We start from the raw sequence: 14,176 nt of genomic DNA, 5'->3' as shown, positions 1-14,176 counted from the left end.
CGTTCGCAAATCCAGAGAAAGAGGTCGCACCATCATTGCCGGCCTCCACACCAGCAATGACCTTGAATCACAAAATCAAAGGCAAGGGAATCTCCGCACGATTCCGATTAGCGCTGACAGACTCTAGAGTCCGGTTTTTAATACGCTTTTGCCGGTCGTTAAAATGCGAGCGTTTTCATTTACGGCTGATGAAGACCTGCAATGTCATACCCGCCCGACGCGCTGATTTGGCATGATGCCTACCCCGCGCGAACGATAAGAATGGGAACGACATGGGCGTGGAAAGCATGGACCGGATCGGCTTGCGCAGGAAGCCGAAGCAGGAGCGCAGTATCCAGAGGCTGGATGTCATTCTTGCCGCCGCCGCCAGGATCATTGCCGAAAAGGGCGTCAGCGCCATGCGCATGACGGAACTCGCCGTCGCCGCCAAAGTGCCGATCGGCTCGGTCTACCAGTATTTTCCCGAAAAGGCGGCGATCGTCAAAGCCCTGTTCGACCAGCACGCCTTAGCGATCCAGGCGAAGACGGCGGCGATGTTTGCCGACGTACAGACGCTCGACCAGGCGCTCGGCCTCGTCTGCGACATGATCGATTGGTACTACGAGTCCTACCACGATGATCCCGTCTATCTCGGCGTCTGGATGGGAACGGAGACCGACCAGGATCTGCTGCAGCTGAATATCGAGCATAGCGGCCGGGTCGCCGGCATCTTTCACGAGGCCGTGCGTCGGCTGGCGCCCGATCTTTGCGACGAAGAGATGTATGCGCGCACTTACCTCTTCAGCCACCTGATCGGCGCCGTCATTCGGCTTGCCGCCGTCAGCGAGGAGGCCCTGGCGCGGCGCATGCTCGATGAGTGGAAACGCGTCATCCGCGCTTCCCTTTTTGCCGCGACCGCAAAGCGCGCCGCCTGAGGGCGTTACCCCTTAGGTCTTACCAGCTCGGCAGCATATTGGCCGCCTTCAGCCTTGGATAAAGGCGTGCCTGGGCGGATTTGACATCGGCCTCCAGCGTGTCGTCGACGACGGCAGGCGTGATGTTGTCGAGGCAGGCGGTGATATGCGCGGTGATCGCGTTCATCAGCGACAGCGATACGCCCGGCCGCTTCATGATGCCGATCTGCACCGGCGGCAGCGCCGGAAAGCCGTCCGCCTGGCTCAGCACCTTCATGCCGGTGCGCAGCGCCGATTCCGGCATCACCGAGACCGCCATGCCGGCAAGCACGGCGGCGGCAACAACGGTGCAGGACCAGCTGGTGAACAGGATCTGGTGTTCGCGCCCCACCGCATCGAGCGCCGAGCAGGCAAGCTGGCGCCACTGGCAATCGCGCCGGCCGACGGCAAGCGGCACCGGCGCATCGTCGCGGATCGGATGGTTGGCTGATCCGACCCAGCAGAGCGGCTCGGTTCTCACCACGTCGGACATGCGCTCGCGCGGATTGTGGGTGACGAGCGCGATGTCGAGCTCGCCCTTGTGCATGCGCTCGGCCAAATCCACCGAGGGCTCGCAGACGATGTAGAGCTCGACATTCGGATGCGTCTTGGCGAAGCGGCCGATGATCTCCGGCATGTAGCGGTCGGCATAATCATCGGGCGTGCCGATGCGCAGCGTCCCCTCCAGCCTGTTGTCGTCGAAGGCGGCGATCGCCTCATTGTTGAGGCGGATGATGCGCCGGGCGTAATTCAGCAGCTTCTCGCCCTCGACGGTCAGCCGGTTACCGCGGCCGTCCTTGATGAACAGCTGCTTGCCGATGCGCTCTTCGAGACGGCGCATCTGCATGGAGACGGCTGATTGGGTCTTGTAGACCCTGTCGGCGGCCTTGGTGAAGCTGCCGGAATCGACGATGGCGATGAAAGTCTGCAATTGGTCGAGATCAAGAGGCGCGGACATGGTGTCACCCATAAAAATAGCTGATGATAATCATTAGAAACATTCGTTGGACTGATCAATAGGTCTTTGGCATCTTCGGGGTGCAAATCACGCAAAGTGAAGGACAGACACCCTGCCTGTCCGAGCCGAATTCAGCTTGCTCCTTCCCGCACGACCTCGCGGGCGGGGTGGGTTGTTGCGTGCCCTAGAGAAAGGAGAGTTCGATGCTTATCACAAACCGGACAACAGAACTCGACTGCGGCAAGCTCGCCCCGACGCTTTTCCAGCGCCTGGTCGCAGGCCTCGCTCCGCTGGTCTCCCTCTTTCGCGGGTTCCGCAATCGCATGGAGATCAACACGCTGCACGATCTGAATGATAGTCAGCTGAGGGATATCGGCCTGAGCAGGGCCGACCTGACCTCTGCGTTCCTGGCCTCGACCTTTTTCGAGGATCCGTCGGAACATCTGACGCGCTCGGCGCGCAATCGCTGGCGCCTGCAGCTCTTCCGCTCCTACAACGAATAGGAGCGTCGAGTTTCCCCGCAGGGTGATAGCCAATAGCCCTGCCGCTTGACCCGGAGACCGGCTTTTCCCAAGCCATCTCCGGGTTTTTTTATGCCTTGGTTTGAGGCGGCTTCGGCCGATAGGTTTCGAAGATCGCTTCCAGGTTCCTCTGATAGGTCTTCTGCACCTCGAGCCCGCTGTCGAACATGGCGTTCAGCATCTCGGTATAGCTGTCGGCGTTGACCTTCGCCTCTCCCTTCGGCGCCTCGGGCGTCCTGGCAGCCGGCTGCTTGGCCGCCGGCGGCTGTCCAAGCCCGGCCATCATCTCCTGGAAGGCCTTGGCGAAGGGATTGTCGAGGAAGGGGTTCGGCTGGGGCGCCGGTTCGGCCTTGGGTACCGCAAACATCTGCTGCATCGCCTGCGTGAAGGGATTGTCGAAGATGCTCGGCTGCGCGGCCTTCGGCTTCGGCGCGAAGCCGGTACTTTCGAGCCATTGCTGGATGCTCTCGCCCATCGCCGTGTTGACGAAGGGGTTGACCGGCGAAGCCATCTGGCCGGTCGTCTGCTTGAAGAGCCCGCCCATCAGCGTATCGGCCAGCACCGGCAGCATTCGCTTGTAGATATCCTGGCCGATGCCGGTCATCTGGGCGGCCTGGGCGGCGACCGCGCGCGAAACCTCCTTCGAGCCGAACAGCTGGGCAAGGATGTTGTTGCCGTCGGAAATGCCCTCCGGCGTGAAGGCCCGGCTCATATCCTCGAAATAGCGCGCATAATTGCCGGAGGACACCGCCTGCATCAGCCCGACGAAATCGTAGGGGTTGCTGGTGCTGCGCTTCAGGCCGGCTGAGAAGGCCGGCATCAGCGCCGCCATCGCCTTGGTCGCCTGTTCCTGCGCAAGGTTGAACTGGCGGGCGATCGCCTCCATCGCCGCGCCGTTCTGCGCCTGCATCATCATGTCGAAGAGTGGCAGCATGGAGGTCCCTTTCCCCGAGTCGTGACGCTGGTAACGCCACTATATCCGGAAAAGGTAATGTGCAAACGGCTTTTTGCCATAAGAACTTAAAGCCGTTCCGGCAAAAGTGCGAAACGGTTTTTCGAGTGGTCAAGAAGCCGCGACAGGCTCAGTACTGATAGTCCTCGAAGACCGGTTCCACCGAGCCGTTCCAGCGGCCGTGATAGAGCGACAGCAGATCCTCGGCGAGTGTCGCCTTCTTGGCAAGCACCTCGTCGAGCGGCGCCAGGAAGATCGTTTCGTCCTGGCCTTCGCGGTTGAGCTTGCCGCGCGCCTTGAGGCCGGCCCTCGATAGGCCGAGCACTTCGCGCGCCGTGTCGAAGAGCGGATGCCCGCGAAATTCAGCCTTCAGCCCTTGCGCCGGAACGGCATTGCGCAGGGCCTCGACCTCTGCCAAGCCCCAGTCTTTCGTCAGTTCGTCGGCGGCGTCGAGTGCGGCATCGTCGTAGAGCAGGCCGACCCAGAAGGCCGGCAAGGCACAGATACGCCGCCACGGGCCGCCGTCGGCGCCACGCATTTCGAGGAACCGCTTCAGCCGCACGTCGGGGAAGAGCGTCGAAAGATGGTTTGTCCAGTCGCCCATCGTCGGCGAGGGATCAGCGACCTCGCCCTTCAGCGCCCCGTTCATGAACTGGCGGAAGGTGACATGGGTGCAGTCGTGATAGCGGCCGTCGCGGACGATGAAATACATCGGCGCGTCGAGCGCCCATTCGGCATAGTCGCGGAAGCCGAAATCGTCGCGGAAGGTGAAATCGAGCAGGCCGGCGCGCCGGTTGTCGACATCGCGCCAGATATCGCCGCGCCAGGACAGCAGCCCGTTCGGCTTACCTTCGGTGAAGGGCGAGGATGCGAAAAGGGCGGTCGCCAGCGATTGCAGCTTCATCGAGACGCGCATCTTCTTGCGCATATCGGCTTCCGAGGAGAAGTCGAGGTTCACCTGGATCGTGCAGGTGCGGTACATCATGTCGAGACCCTGGCTGCCGACCTTCGGCATGTAGCGGGTCATGATTTCGTAGCGCGATTTCGGCATTTGCGGGGTTTCCGCATAGGTCCATTTTGGGCTGCCGCCGATGCCGAGGAAGCGGATACCCATCGGTTCGGCGATGTCGCGCAGCGTCGCCAGGTGCTGGTTCGATTCCTTGCAGGTCTCGTGGATCGTTTCCAGCGGCGCGCCGGAGAGTTCGAACTGGCCGCCCGGCTCGATCGAGATCGCCCCCATGCCGCTCCGCTCGGCAAGGCCGATAATGTTGCCGCCGTCGGTGATCGGCTCCCAGCCGTTTTTCGCCTGCAGGCCGGTCAAAAGGGCCGAGATGCTGGCGTCACCGAAATAGGGAACCGGGCTGTTGTCGGCGCGGAAGAAGGCGAATTTCTCGTGTTCGGTGCCAATCCGGAAGCGCTCCCGCGGCTTGTTGCCGGCGGCGATGTAATCGGTCAGATCCTGGACCGATGAGAGCGGTGTCTGGTCGGTGGTGTCGCGGGCCATGCGGGCTACCTGTATTCGAAAAAGGCGCCCAGGGGGCCGGGCAGCTGGAAGGGTGATTAGGACCCAAGCCACGTATGTTGCAAGTGAAATTCTTTCAACGGCGCATCAAAAAAATAGCAGTGATTTCCATGTCCACCCGTTTCGCTCTTCAGCTCCAGTCGCCGATCGCCGCCTGGACCACGGCGAGCGCCGCAACGGCCGCCGTATCGGCCCTGAGGATGCGCGGCCCGAGCGGAATGGCGGTGACGAAATCGAGGCTTCGAAGCCGCGTCCGTTCCTCTTCGGAAAAGCCGCCTTCCGGCCCGACGAGCAGCGCGAGATGCCTTTCCCGGATCGCCGCGAGCACCGGCAGCGGGTTTTGCCCGGCATCGCCCTCGTCGCAATAGATGATGCGGCGCTCCTTCGGCCAGCGGTCGAGCAGGTCGAGAAGCCGCACCGGCTCGGCCACCTCGGGAATGCCGAGAACGCCGCATTGCTCGGCGGCCTCGACGACATTGGCGCGCAGCTTGTCGAGATTGGTGATTTTGCCCTGGACGTGCTGGGTCATGACCGGCTGCAGCAGGCCGGCGCCCATTTCCACCGCCTTCTGCACCAGATAATCCATGCGGCCGATCTTGAGCGGCGCAAAGAGATAATGCAGGTCGCAGGGTGCCGGCTGCGGCCGCGTCTCTTCGATTGCGGTCAGCAGGATGCGTTTGCGCGTGGGGAAAGTAAGGGTGGTCTTCCACTCGCCGTCGCGGCCGTTGAACAGCAGGACCTCCCCGCCTTCCTCCATCCTCAGCACATTGGCGAGATAATTGAACTGGTCGGCATTCGCCTCGAGGGCGGCGCCGGCAGAAAGCGGCGCGTCGACGAAAAGCCGTTGCATGCGGAAATTGGCGCGCATTTAAAACTCGCGGGTTTCAGAGCATGATGCCATGTGAGCGGTTTTCTCATGACATCATGCTCTAACTCTTTAATTTACAACAGGATTCAGATTTCAGGCCGAGCCGGCCTAAAATCATCCTATTCTAGACGAAGAGCGCGAACATAACCCAATAAATCCCCGCCGCAAGCGCGGCCGAAATCGGCACGGTGACGATCCAGGCCGCAATGATCGTCATGAAATGCGACCGGCGCACAAGATAGCGCCGCCGTGTCTCGTGGACGTTCGCTTCATCCGGTTCGTCGATATCGAAGCTCTCGACCCTGCGCCTGACATAGGCGATGCGGCGCTTCGAATGGCGCGTATACCATTCGCGAAAGAAGCCGACGCCGAAAACGGAGCCGACGGCGATATGCGTGGTGCTGACCGGCAGGCCGAGCCAGGAGGCGACGATGACGGTGAAGGCGGTCGACAGCGCGACGCAATAGGCGCGCATCGGATTGAGCTTGGTGATTTCCTCGCCGACGAGGCGGATGAGGCGCGGGCCGAACAGCAGCAGGCCGACGGAGATGCCGAAGGCGCCGATCAGCATCACCCAGAGGGGCGGATGGCCAATGCTGCCGTCGCCGCCGCCGATGCCGACCGAGTGGACGATCGCCGAAAGCGGCCCGACCGCGTTCGAAACATCGTTTGCGCCATGCGCGAAGGACAGCAGCGCGGCAGAGCCGATGAGCGGCAGCCGGAACAGCACCCGCAGCGAGCTGTTGCGGTTTTCGAGATCGCGCGCCTGGGCGAGTACAAGCGGCCGGGCGATAAGCCAGCTGACCAGCCCGATGCCGATGCCGATGAGGATGATGGTGAAAGCCGGAAATTTGCCGGTGGGCGACAGCTGCAGCACCATATAGGCCATGAAGCTGCCGGTCATCACCGCGACCAGCACCGGCACCCAACGCCGAGCCGCCGCGATCTTGTCGTCGCGATAGATGATCAGCGTCTTGACGAGGTAGAGCAGCCCGGCCGCGATCAGCCCGCCGATCAGCGGCGAGGTGATCCAGCTCGAGGTGATCTCCACCATCACCCGCCAATTCACCGGTTCCGGCCCGACGGCTGCGATGCCGGCGCCGATCACCGCGCCGACGATCGCATGGGTGGTGGAAACCGGGGCATTCATCCAGGTCGCGAGATGGATCCAGAGGGCGGCAGCCATCAGCGCAGCCATCATGATCCAGCCGAGTGCCACCTGCGGCACCTGGACGGCGTCGACGATGTTGGAGGAAATCGTCCTGACGACCTCGCCGCCGGCGATCGTCGCGCCGAGAACCTCGAAAATCGCAGCGATAACAAGCGCCTGGCCCATCGTCATGGCCCGCGCCCCGACGGCCGCGCCGACATTGTTGGTCACGTCGTTGGCGCCGATGTTCATCGCCATGTAGCCGGCAAGGGCGGCCGCCGCCACGACGAGCACCGCTCCGGGATGGTCGAACATGTAGACGCCGGCAAAGATCATGGTCAGGCCGACGAAGATCAGCCCGAGACCGGGCGCCACCAGCCGCCGCAAGACATGCTTCGTCGCGTCCTCGGCATGGGTGATCTTGGCGAGGTCTTTGTCGAGCGTGCGTTTCGTCAGGATTGTGGGACGTGGCGGCATTCTTTTTCCGAGGTATGAAATCTGCTTCTACGCTGCTTTTCTAGCATCGCAAGATGGCAGGATTCATTCCGCCGGGATTTGCTTTTCCGCCGGCCCCTGTTTGGCCGCTTTTGCCGAAAGCCTTTCGGTTATCTTTCGCTTGAAGGCCAGGAAAAGGCCGCGCAGCTCCGGCTCGCGCACGCGCCCGGCCGCCTCGTCGAAGGAGACCCATTCGATGCGGCGCTCGCCCTTCTCCTTGAAGTTTTTCGCCATGTCGGTGACTTCGAGCCCATAGACCTGCACCTTGCAGGCCACCTGCACGCCGTCGCGCAGGACTTTCGAGTAGCTGTATGCGCCGAGCGTCTCGGTCTCGACCGCGCCGCGCACGCCGGCTTCCTCGAAGGCCTCCTGTGCGGCGACCTCATGGGCGCATTTGCCGGTCATCGGCCAGCCCTTGGGAATGACCCAGCGGCCGGTATCGCGGCTGGTCATCAACAGCACCTCGACCTCACCGCTCTTCTTCTTCACCCGATAGCAGATCGCACCATATTGCTGTCGCGGCGGACGCCGGAACATCAGCTGCACATCGGATGCCAATCGGGCGAGAAGAGTCAATTGTCGGGTCACCTTCGCAGTGGTTGTTAGGAATCACTCATATAGTGTATCACGAAAAACTGACACAATCCAAAAGCCGTGGCCGCTCCGAGAGGCGACTGGATCGCCGTTCCTTAAGGGAAATCGAGCTGGGGCAGGCTCAGAAATCCGTCACGTCCTGTCTCGAATGCGTCACATTGCACAGCTGTACAATATGGCGCGGTCTTGCCTTTCCTTCAATGGCAAGATCAAGTGATCCACTGTCATTTGTGATCGTGGTCATCATGCGTCTTCCGCCGCTCAATGCCGTCCGCGCCTTCGAGGCGGTCTGCCGTCACGGCAGCATTCTGAAGGCTGCCGAAGAGCTGAACGTGGTGCGCGGCGCCGTGCGCCAGCAGATCGCCACGCTCGAGGGCCACTTCGGCCGCAATCTCTTTCTGCGCGACGGCCGCAGGCTGGTTCCGACCGCAGGGGCGAGCGCTTTCGCCGACGCTTGCAGCGCGCCTTTCGACATTCTGCAACGCGCCGCTTGCGAGCTCGAAGGTGTCGTGCCGGGCCGCATCCGCCTCGGTGTGCCCTCCGCTTTCGCGGTCTGGTGGCTGATGCCGCGCGTTGCCGACATGCAGGCGCACCTCGGCGATACGGCGGTCGATATCGTGCCGATGAGCGTGGTCGAACCGCTCAACATGCACCCGGAACTGGACGCGGTGATCATGGGCGGCGAATACCGGCCGGCCGCAGGCGTGACCGCTGTGCGGTTCATGGAAGACGAGTTCGGTCCGGTCGCCACACCGGCGCTTGCCGCAACGCTGTCGGAGGATCCGGCGGCGATGGGCCGGCTCGCCATGCTCGCCAGTCGCAGCGTTCCGAAGCTGTGGGACGAATGGTTTGCCGAAAGCGGCACACCGCCGGTCGCCTTTTCCCGCCGTCAGGAGTTCGAGGATCTGCTGCTGGCGCTTGGTGCCGCCCGCTCCGGCCTCGGCATCGCCGTTGCGCCGCGCGCCTCGATCGAGGACGATCTTCAGCGCGGGCAGCTGGTCGCGCCCTATGGCTTCATCGCCCGGCCGTCCGGCTACAGCCTCTGCTGCCGCACGCCGGATGCCAAACGCCCGGGTTTTGCCGCTTTGTCCGGCTGGCTGTGCCAATCCGGGAGCGGAAAGGGCAGTTTTTCTGCTCCGTCGTCAGAATAACCTCCATATTCGCCGCCCTGTGGCATCGCTAGACATAGCGGGATATCGGCAACAGGGATGAGATGATGGAAAAGACCGTGACGCGCATCGACTGGATCGGTAGCAGCTGCCGGCTGCTGAAGGCGACGGCGGCCGAATTCGAGCGGACGCGTCCCTTTGCCGGGCTGTCGATCGGCACCGGCATTCATCTCGAGCCGAAGACGGTGGCGCTGCTGATGACGTTACGCGCCGGCGGCGCCCGTCTGGTCTGCACCGGCAATCTCAACAGCACCCAGCCTTCGACGGTCGAGTTCCTGCGTGCGCAGGGTATCACGGTCTTCGCCACGCAGACGACCGATGCCGCCGCCCACCATGGCAGTCTCGAAGCGGTGATTGCCGAAAAGCCGGATCTGCTGCTCGACAATGGCGGCGATCTCTTCGCCATTGCGGCGGAAAAGTCTTATGCCAATCTCCGCGGCGGCACCGAGGAGACCACCTCGGGGCGCACGCGGCTGCTGCCGCTGCGCGAGCGCCTCAACATGCCGGTCCTCGTCATCAACGACAGCCCGATCAAGCAGTTTGCCGAAAACCGGCATGCCGTGGGACAGAGCCTATTCGAAAGCTATCTGCGCTTCACCAACCGATCTACCCACGGCAAACGCGTGACGGTGTTCGGCTATGGCGCCTGCGGCAAGGGCACGGCCGCCTGTTTCCGCAACGCGTTTTCCACCGTCAGCGTCGTCGATATCGATCCGGTGGTCACACTCGAAGCCCATCTCGATGGTTTCGTCACGCCGCTGCGCGAAGCGGCGATCCGCACGGCCGATATAGTCGTCACCGTCACGGGATTTGCCGGCATCCTCACGGCGGCCGACCTGCCGCTCGTCAAGGACGGCGCGATCCTGATGAATGGCGGCCATTTCCCGCATGAGATCGATGTCGAGGCCTTCCGCCGCCATCCCGACGTCATCGGCATCGATCGCTACGAGGCCGATCATATCGAGACCTTCCATCTCAGCGACGGCCGCTCTTTTCACGTGCTCGGCGGCGGCCACATGGCCAATCTCGCCGGCCCGCGGCCGCTCGGCAACACGGTCGAATCGATGGATCTCGGCTTCACCCTGCAGGCCCGCTGCCTGGAACGCATCGCCAGGGGCAAGGTCGGTCCCGAATCCTGCGTCGTGCCGGTTCCGGGCGATATCGACGCGATGGTGGCCAACGCCTATCTCGACCTCTCGCGCTGAAACGGGCGCCTGTCGTCAGCGCTCCCAATAGGGCACAGGCCCGTAAAGCTCGGCGAGATAATCGATGAACAGCCGCACCTTGGCCGGCAGGAACTGCCGGCTGGGATAGACGGCCGACAGCGCGACATTGTGCGAGCCTTCATAGGCCGGCAGCACCTGCACCAGACGGCCGGCCTTGAGCTCTTCGCCGATATCCCAGGTGGAGCGCAGGGCGATCCCGAGGCCGGCGATGACCGCCTCGCGGATCACCTCGCTGGAATTGGTGATCAGCAGGCCCTCCGGCCGCAGGCTGAGCATCCCGTCCGGCCCGTTCAGGCGCCAGGTATCGCCATTATGCGCCGGCAGGCAGCGGTGATGTTTCAGTTCGTCGATGTGGCCGGGCTCGCCATGTGCCGCGAGATAGTCCGGCGAGGCGCAGAGCAGCCGGCGCACCGGCGCCAGCCGGCGGGCGACGAGGCTCGAATCGGTGAGCTCGGCGATGCGGATCGCCAGATCGAAGCCGCCGCCGACGATGTCGCTGAATTCGTCGGTCAGCACCAGATTGATGGCCAGCTCCGGATGCGCCCGCATGAACGCCTTCAGATGCGGCGCGATGTGCATGCGCCCGAAAGAGGTCGGCGCCGAGATCTTCAACGTGCCGTGCATCTGCGCCGAGCGGCCGGAAATATAGAATTCCGCCTCTTCCAGCCCGGCGAGAATGCCGAGAACGCGGTCGTAAAAGCCCTGTCCGGCTTCCGTCAGCGAGATCTGCCGCGTCGTGCGCTGCAACAGCCGGGTGCCGAGCCGGTCCTCCAGCCGCTTGATCCGCTTGGAGACGACGGCCGGGGAAAAGCCGAGCGCCCGCCCGGCAAGCGACATGCTGCCGGTCGAAACGACCTTGGCAAAGATTTCGAGATCGCCGAGATTGGTCATGCGGTTTTCGATTTTTTCCCCTTTTGACATAAGTGCTTAGCATTTGCGCCCCTTTCGGGAAAGTGCTAAGCCGATCTGTCGGCGGCAGGAGGTTTTCGGCCGTCATTTCCCGTCGTCACGATGTCAAAGGCCTGAGAGCGCCATGTCCGACGCCATATCGTTTCTCAAACCCCGCGCCGATGTCCTGGCCCGCCGCGCCCAGATCGTCGCCGATCTCACAGATCTGCTGCCGCCGGAATGCCTGGTGCATGAGGCGCGCGAGCTGGTGCCCTTCGAGACCGATGCTTTCGTGTCCTACCGTCGCCTGCCGCTCGCCGTCGCCCTGCCGCGCAGCACGGCCGAGGTCTCTGCCATCATGCGTTATTGCCACCGCTACGGCATTCCCGTCGTGCCGCGCGGTGCCGGCACCTCGCTTTCCGGCGGCGCCATTCCGCAGGAAGATGCCGTCGTGCTCGGCCTGTCGAAGATGAACCGCATCCTCGAAATCGATCTGCCGAACCGCGTTGCCGTGGTTCAGGCCGGTGTCACCAATCTCAATATCTCCGAGTCCGTCTCGGCGGAGGGCTTCTTCTACGCGCCCGATCCGAGTTCGCAGCTCGCCTGCACCATCGGCGGCAATATCGGCATGAATTCCGGCGGCGCCCACTGCCTGAAATACGGCGTCACCACCAACAATCTGCTCGGCGTTCGGATGGTGCTGGTCGACGGCACCGTGATCGAACTCGGCGGCAAGGCGCTGGATGCCGCCGGTTACGATCTGCTCGGCCTCGTCTGCGGCCACGAAGGCCAGCTCGGCATCGTCACCGAGGCGACGGTGCGGCTGATCGCCAAGCCGGAAGGCGCGCGCCCCGTGCTCTTCGGCTTCGAAGCTTCGGAAGAAGCCGGCGCCTGTGTCGCCGATGTCATCGCCGCCGGCATCATCCCGGTTGCGATCGAATTCATGGACAAGCCGGCGATCGAGATCTGCGAGGCCTTTGCCCATGCCGGTTATCCCCTCGATGTCGGCGCGCTGCTGATCGTCGAGGTCGAAGGTTCGGAAGCGGAAATGGACGCCACCTTGACGGACATTGTCGCAATCGCCCGCCGGCACGGCGTCAAGACCGTGCGCGAATGCCAGTCGGCGACCGAAGCGGCGCTGATCTGGAAGGGCCGCAAATCCGCCTTCGGCGCCACCGGCCGCATCGCCGACTATATCTGCATGGACGGCACCGTGCCGCTCAGCCAGCTGTCGCATGTGCTGAAGAAGACAGCCGAGATCATCGATCATTACGGTCTGCGGGTCGCCAACGTCTTCCATGCCGGCGACGGCAACATGCATCCGCTGATCCTGTTCAACGCCAACGATCCCGAGGATGCCGCCCGCGCCGAGGCCGCCGGCAACGATATCCTCAAACTCTGCGTCGATGCCGGTGGCTGCCTGACCGGCGAACATGGCGTCGGTATCGAGAAGCGGGACCTGATGCGGCATCAATATTCCGAAGCCGATCTCGCCCAGCAGATGGCGGCGCGCGCCGCCTTCGATCCCGGCTGGCTTCTCAATCCATCGAAGGTCTTCCCGCTCGAAGGGCGTCCCGCCGCATGATCGATCTGATGCCGACGAGCGAGGAGGAGGCGGCAGCGATCGTCCGCACACATGCCGAGAGCGGCCGGCCGCTCGCCATCTGCGGCGGCGATAGCCGCGCCGGCTTCGGCAATGCCGTCGCCTGCGAGGAGCGGCTGCGCTCGACCGGGCTTACCGGAATCGTCGCCTATAATCCCGGCGAAATGGTCATGACGGTGCGATCGGGAACGCCGCTTGCCGAGGTCGAGGCGGCCCTTTCCGAAAGCGGTCAGATGCTCGGCTTCGAACCGATGGATCATCGCCCGGTGATGGGCACCTCGGGGGAGCCGACCATCGGCGGCGTCTTTGCCGCCAATGTCTCCGGCCCGCGCCGGCTGATTGCGGGCGCCGCCCGCGACAGCTTGCTCGGTATACGCTTCGTCAACGGCAAAGGCGAGATCATCAAGGCCGGCGGCCGGGTGATGAAAAATGTCACCGGCCTCGATCTCGTCAAACTGATTGCCGGCTCGCATGGCACGCTGGGTTTCCTCACCGAAGTCACCTTCCGGGTGCCGCCGCGTCCGAAGACCGAGCGCACAGTGGTGCTGTCGGGCCTCAACGACGCCGAGGCGGCAAAGGCCATGGCGGCGGCCATGGCGCTGCCGGTCGAGGTCTCGGGTGCGGCCCATCTGCCCTTGACGGTGACGTGGAAATTCCTCGCCGGCAAACTGCCGGAGGGCGAGGCGACGGTGCTGCGTATCGAAGGCCTCGCCGGCTCGGTCGCTGTGCGTTTGGAAAAGCTTACGGCTGCAATGTCGGCCTTCGCAGCGGTGACGCGGCTGGACGAGCCGGAAAGCCGCAGGCTCTGGCAGGAAATCCGTGACGTTGTGCCCTACGCCGATGCGACGTCGCGGCCGGTCTGGCGCGTCTCGGTCGCCCCCGGCACCGGCCACCAGCTGGTCGCGGCGCTCCGCCTCGAAGCCGGCGTCGACGCCTTTTATGATTGGCAGGGCGGTCTCGTCTGGATGCGCATGGAGGCCGGCCCCGAAGGCGAGCTGGTCCGCCGCTTTATCAAAGCTCTGGGCGGCGGCCACGCGACGCTGATCCGTGCCTCGGGCGAGGCGAGGGCGACAACCGCGGCGTTTCATCCGGAGCCCGAGGCTGTGGCGATGCTGTCGCGGCGGGTGAGGGAGAAGTTCGATCCGGCGGGGATTTTCAATCCGGGGAAGATGGGTGGCTGAGATGTCGTTTTCGAGCTATCTGGGAATATCGGCCTTGAGAGATGGTACTAAGGCTGGGCTTGCTCCCTCTTCTCCCCAGCGGGGAGAAGGTGGCCCGAAGGGTCGGATGAGGGGGGC

Annotated in this window: 14 protein-coding genes; 7 read left to right on the top strand and 7 right to left on the bottom strand. The window is 63.5% G+C overall.

Annotation, left to right across the window (positions count from 1 at the left end; all coding sequences use genetic code 11):
* Window positions 1–236, top strand: a 236-nt coding sequence (locus ATY75_RS34895) for a hypothetical protein (RefSeq protein ID WP_210199556.1), incomplete at its 5' end; no start/stop codon positions are given.
* Window positions 237–272: 36 nt separating this feature from the next.
* The gene (locus ATY75_RS19770; RefSeq protein WP_088938848.1) at window positions 273–914 is read left to right on the top strand and encodes a TetR family transcriptional regulator; all 642 of its coding nucleotides are present in this window, start codon (window positions 273–275) and stop codon (window positions 912–914) included.
* Window positions 915–933: 19 nt separating this feature from the next.
* On the opposite strand, the gene ATY75_RS19765 is transcribed toward ATY75_RS19770, so the two are convergent.
* Window positions 934–1,890 (bottom strand): LysR substrate-binding domain-containing protein, encoded by a 957-nt coding sequence (locus ATY75_RS19765; protein ID WP_088938853.1) that lies wholly within the window; start codon window positions 1,888–1,890, stop codon window positions 934–936.
* A 203-nt stretch (window positions 1,891–2,093) separates the two neighbouring features.
* Here ATY75_RS19765 and ATY75_RS19760 point away from each other — a divergent pair, with 203 nt between their 5' ends.
* Window positions 2,094–2,393 carry a DUF1127 domain-containing protein gene (locus tag ATY75_RS19760; protein ID WP_088938847.1) on the top strand — a complete coding sequence of 100 codons (300 nt, stop codon included), beginning with the start codon at window positions 2,094–2,096 and terminating at the stop codon, window positions 2,391–2,393.
* 88 nt (window positions 2,394–2,481) lie between these two features.
* Here the strand turns inward: ATY75_RS19760 and ATY75_RS19755 are convergent, their stop codons facing one another.
* The 5 genes from ATY75_RS19755 to ATY75_RS19735 all read right to left on the bottom strand — a co-directional run bounded on the left by ATY75_RS19755 (window position 2,482) and on the right by ATY75_RS19735 (window position 7,974).
* Entirely contained in the window at window positions 2,482–3,345 is an 864-nt protein-coding gene (locus ATY75_RS19755; RefSeq protein ID WP_088938846.1) for a DUF937 domain-containing protein, read from the bottom strand.
* Between the two features lie 148 nt (window positions 3,346–3,493).
* Window positions 3,494–4,867: a glutamate--cysteine ligase gene (locus tag ATY75_RS19750; protein ID WP_088938845.1), complete on the bottom strand. Its 1,374-nt coding sequence runs from the start codon at window positions 4,865–4,867 to the stop codon at window positions 3,494–3,496.
* Window positions 4,868–5,015: 148 nt separating this feature from the next.
* Window positions 5,016–5,753, bottom strand: a complete 738-nt coding sequence (locus ATY75_RS19745) for a 16S rRNA (uracil(1498)-N(3))-methyltransferase (protein WP_088938844.1) — start codon at window positions 5,751–5,753, stop codon at window positions 5,016–5,018.
* A 124-nt stretch (window positions 5,754–5,877) separates the two neighbouring features.
* Window positions 5,878–7,380, bottom strand: a complete 1,503-nt coding sequence (locus ATY75_RS19740) for an inorganic phosphate transporter (RefSeq protein ID WP_088938843.1) — start codon at window positions 7,378–7,380, stop codon at window positions 5,878–5,880.
* Window positions 7,381–7,443: 63 nt separating this feature from the next.
* Window positions 7,444–7,974, bottom strand: a complete 531-nt coding sequence (locus tag ATY75_RS19735; protein ID WP_064836884.1) for an NUDIX hydrolase — start codon at window positions 7,972–7,974, stop codon at window positions 7,444–7,446.
* 263 nt (window positions 7,975–8,237) lie between these two features.
* On the opposite strand from ATY75_RS19735, the gene ATY75_RS19730 reads away from it, so the two are divergent.
* The gene (locus tag ATY75_RS19730) at window positions 8,238–9,143 is read left to right on the top strand and encodes a LysR substrate-binding domain-containing protein (protein ID WP_190241390.1); all 906 of its coding nucleotides are present in this window, start codon (window positions 8,238–8,240) and stop codon (window positions 9,141–9,143) included.
* A gap of 65 nt (window positions 9,144–9,208) precedes the next feature.
* Entirely contained in the window at window positions 9,209–10,366 is a 1,158-nt protein-coding gene (locus ATY75_RS19725; RefSeq protein WP_088938841.1) for an adenosylhomocysteinase, read from the top strand.
* Between the two features lie 15 nt (window positions 10,367–10,381).
* On the opposite strand, the gene ATY75_RS19720 is transcribed toward ATY75_RS19725, so the two are convergent.
* Window positions 10,382–11,278: a LysR family transcriptional regulator gene (locus ATY75_RS19720; RefSeq protein ID WP_064836890.1), complete on the bottom strand. Its 897-nt coding sequence runs from the start codon at window positions 11,276–11,278 to the stop codon at window positions 10,382–10,384.
* 142 nt (window positions 11,279–11,420) lie between these two features.
* Here ATY75_RS19720 and ATY75_RS19715 point away from each other — a divergent pair, with 142 nt between their 5' ends.
* Both ATY75_RS19715 and ATY75_RS19710 read left to right on the top strand, forming a co-directional pair.
* Window positions 11,421–12,860 (top strand): FAD-linked oxidase C-terminal domain-containing protein, encoded by a 1,440-nt coding sequence (locus ATY75_RS19715; protein WP_088938840.1) that lies wholly within the window; start codon window positions 11,421–11,423, stop codon window positions 12,858–12,860.
* Window positions 12,857–14,059: an FAD-binding protein gene (locus ATY75_RS19710; RefSeq protein ID WP_088938839.1), complete on the top strand. Its 1,203-nt coding sequence runs from the start codon at window positions 12,857–12,859 to the stop codon at window positions 14,057–14,059. Before ATY75_RS19715 ends, ATY75_RS19710 begins: the two co-directional genes overlap by 4 nt.
* Window positions 14,060–14,176 lie beyond the last annotated feature (117 nt).

This window comes from Rhizobium sp. N122 (assembly GCF_002211295.1).
GTDB lineage: Bacteria > Pseudomonadota > Alphaproteobacteria > Rhizobiales > Rhizobiaceae > Rhizobium.
The sequence above is the reverse complement of the archived record's forward strand: the minus strand, read 5'-3'. Positions and strand labels throughout refer to the sequence as shown.

Excerpts from the sequence above, each read along its gene's own strand:
- ATY75_RS19720 (WP_064836890.1), bottom strand. The coding sequence starts at position 11,278 with ATGACCAATCTCGGCGATCTCGAAATCTTTGCCAAGGTCGTTTCGACC.
- ATY75_RS19745 (WP_088938844.1), bottom strand. The coding sequence starts at position 5,753 with ATGCGCGCCAATTTCCGCATGCAACGGCTTTTCGTCGACGCGCCGCTT.
- ATY75_RS19715 (WP_088938840.1), top strand. The coding sequence starts at position 11,421 with ATGTCCGACGCCATATCGTTTCTCAAACCCCGCGCCGATGTCCTGGCC.
- ATY75_RS19760 (WP_088938847.1), top strand. The coding sequence starts at position 2,094 with ATGCTTATCACAAACCGGACAACAGAACTCGACTGCGGCAAGCTCGCC.
- ATY75_RS19755 (WP_088938846.1), bottom strand. The coding sequence starts at position 3,345 with ATGCTGCCACTCTTCGACATGATGATGCAGGCGCAGAACGGCGCGGCG.
- ATY75_RS19730 (WP_190241390.1), top strand. The coding sequence starts at position 8,238 with ATGCGTCTTCCGCCGCTCAATGCCGTCCGCGCCTTCGAGGCGGTCTGC.
- ATY75_RS19740 (WP_088938843.1), bottom strand. The coding sequence starts at position 7,380 with ATGCCGCCACGTCCCACAATCCTGACGAAACGCACGCTCGACAAAGAC.
- ATY75_RS19765 (WP_088938853.1), bottom strand. The coding sequence starts at position 1,890 with ATGTCCGCGCCTCTTGATCTCGACCAATTGCAGACTTTCATCGCCATC.
- ATY75_RS19725 (WP_088938841.1), top strand. The coding sequence starts at position 9,209 with ATGGAAAAGACCGTGACGCGCATCGACTGGATCGGTAGCAGCTGCCGG.
- ATY75_RS19710 (WP_088938839.1), top strand. The coding sequence starts at position 12,857 with ATGATCGATCTGATGCCGACGAGCGAGGAGGAGGCGGCAGCGATCGTC.
- ATY75_RS19770 (WP_088938848.1), top strand. The coding sequence starts at position 273 with ATGGGCGTGGAAAGCATGGACCGGATCGGCTTGCGCAGGAAGCCGAAG.
- ATY75_RS19750 (WP_088938845.1), bottom strand. The coding sequence starts at position 4,867 with ATGGCCCGCGACACCACCGACCAGACACCGCTCTCATCGGTCCAGGAT.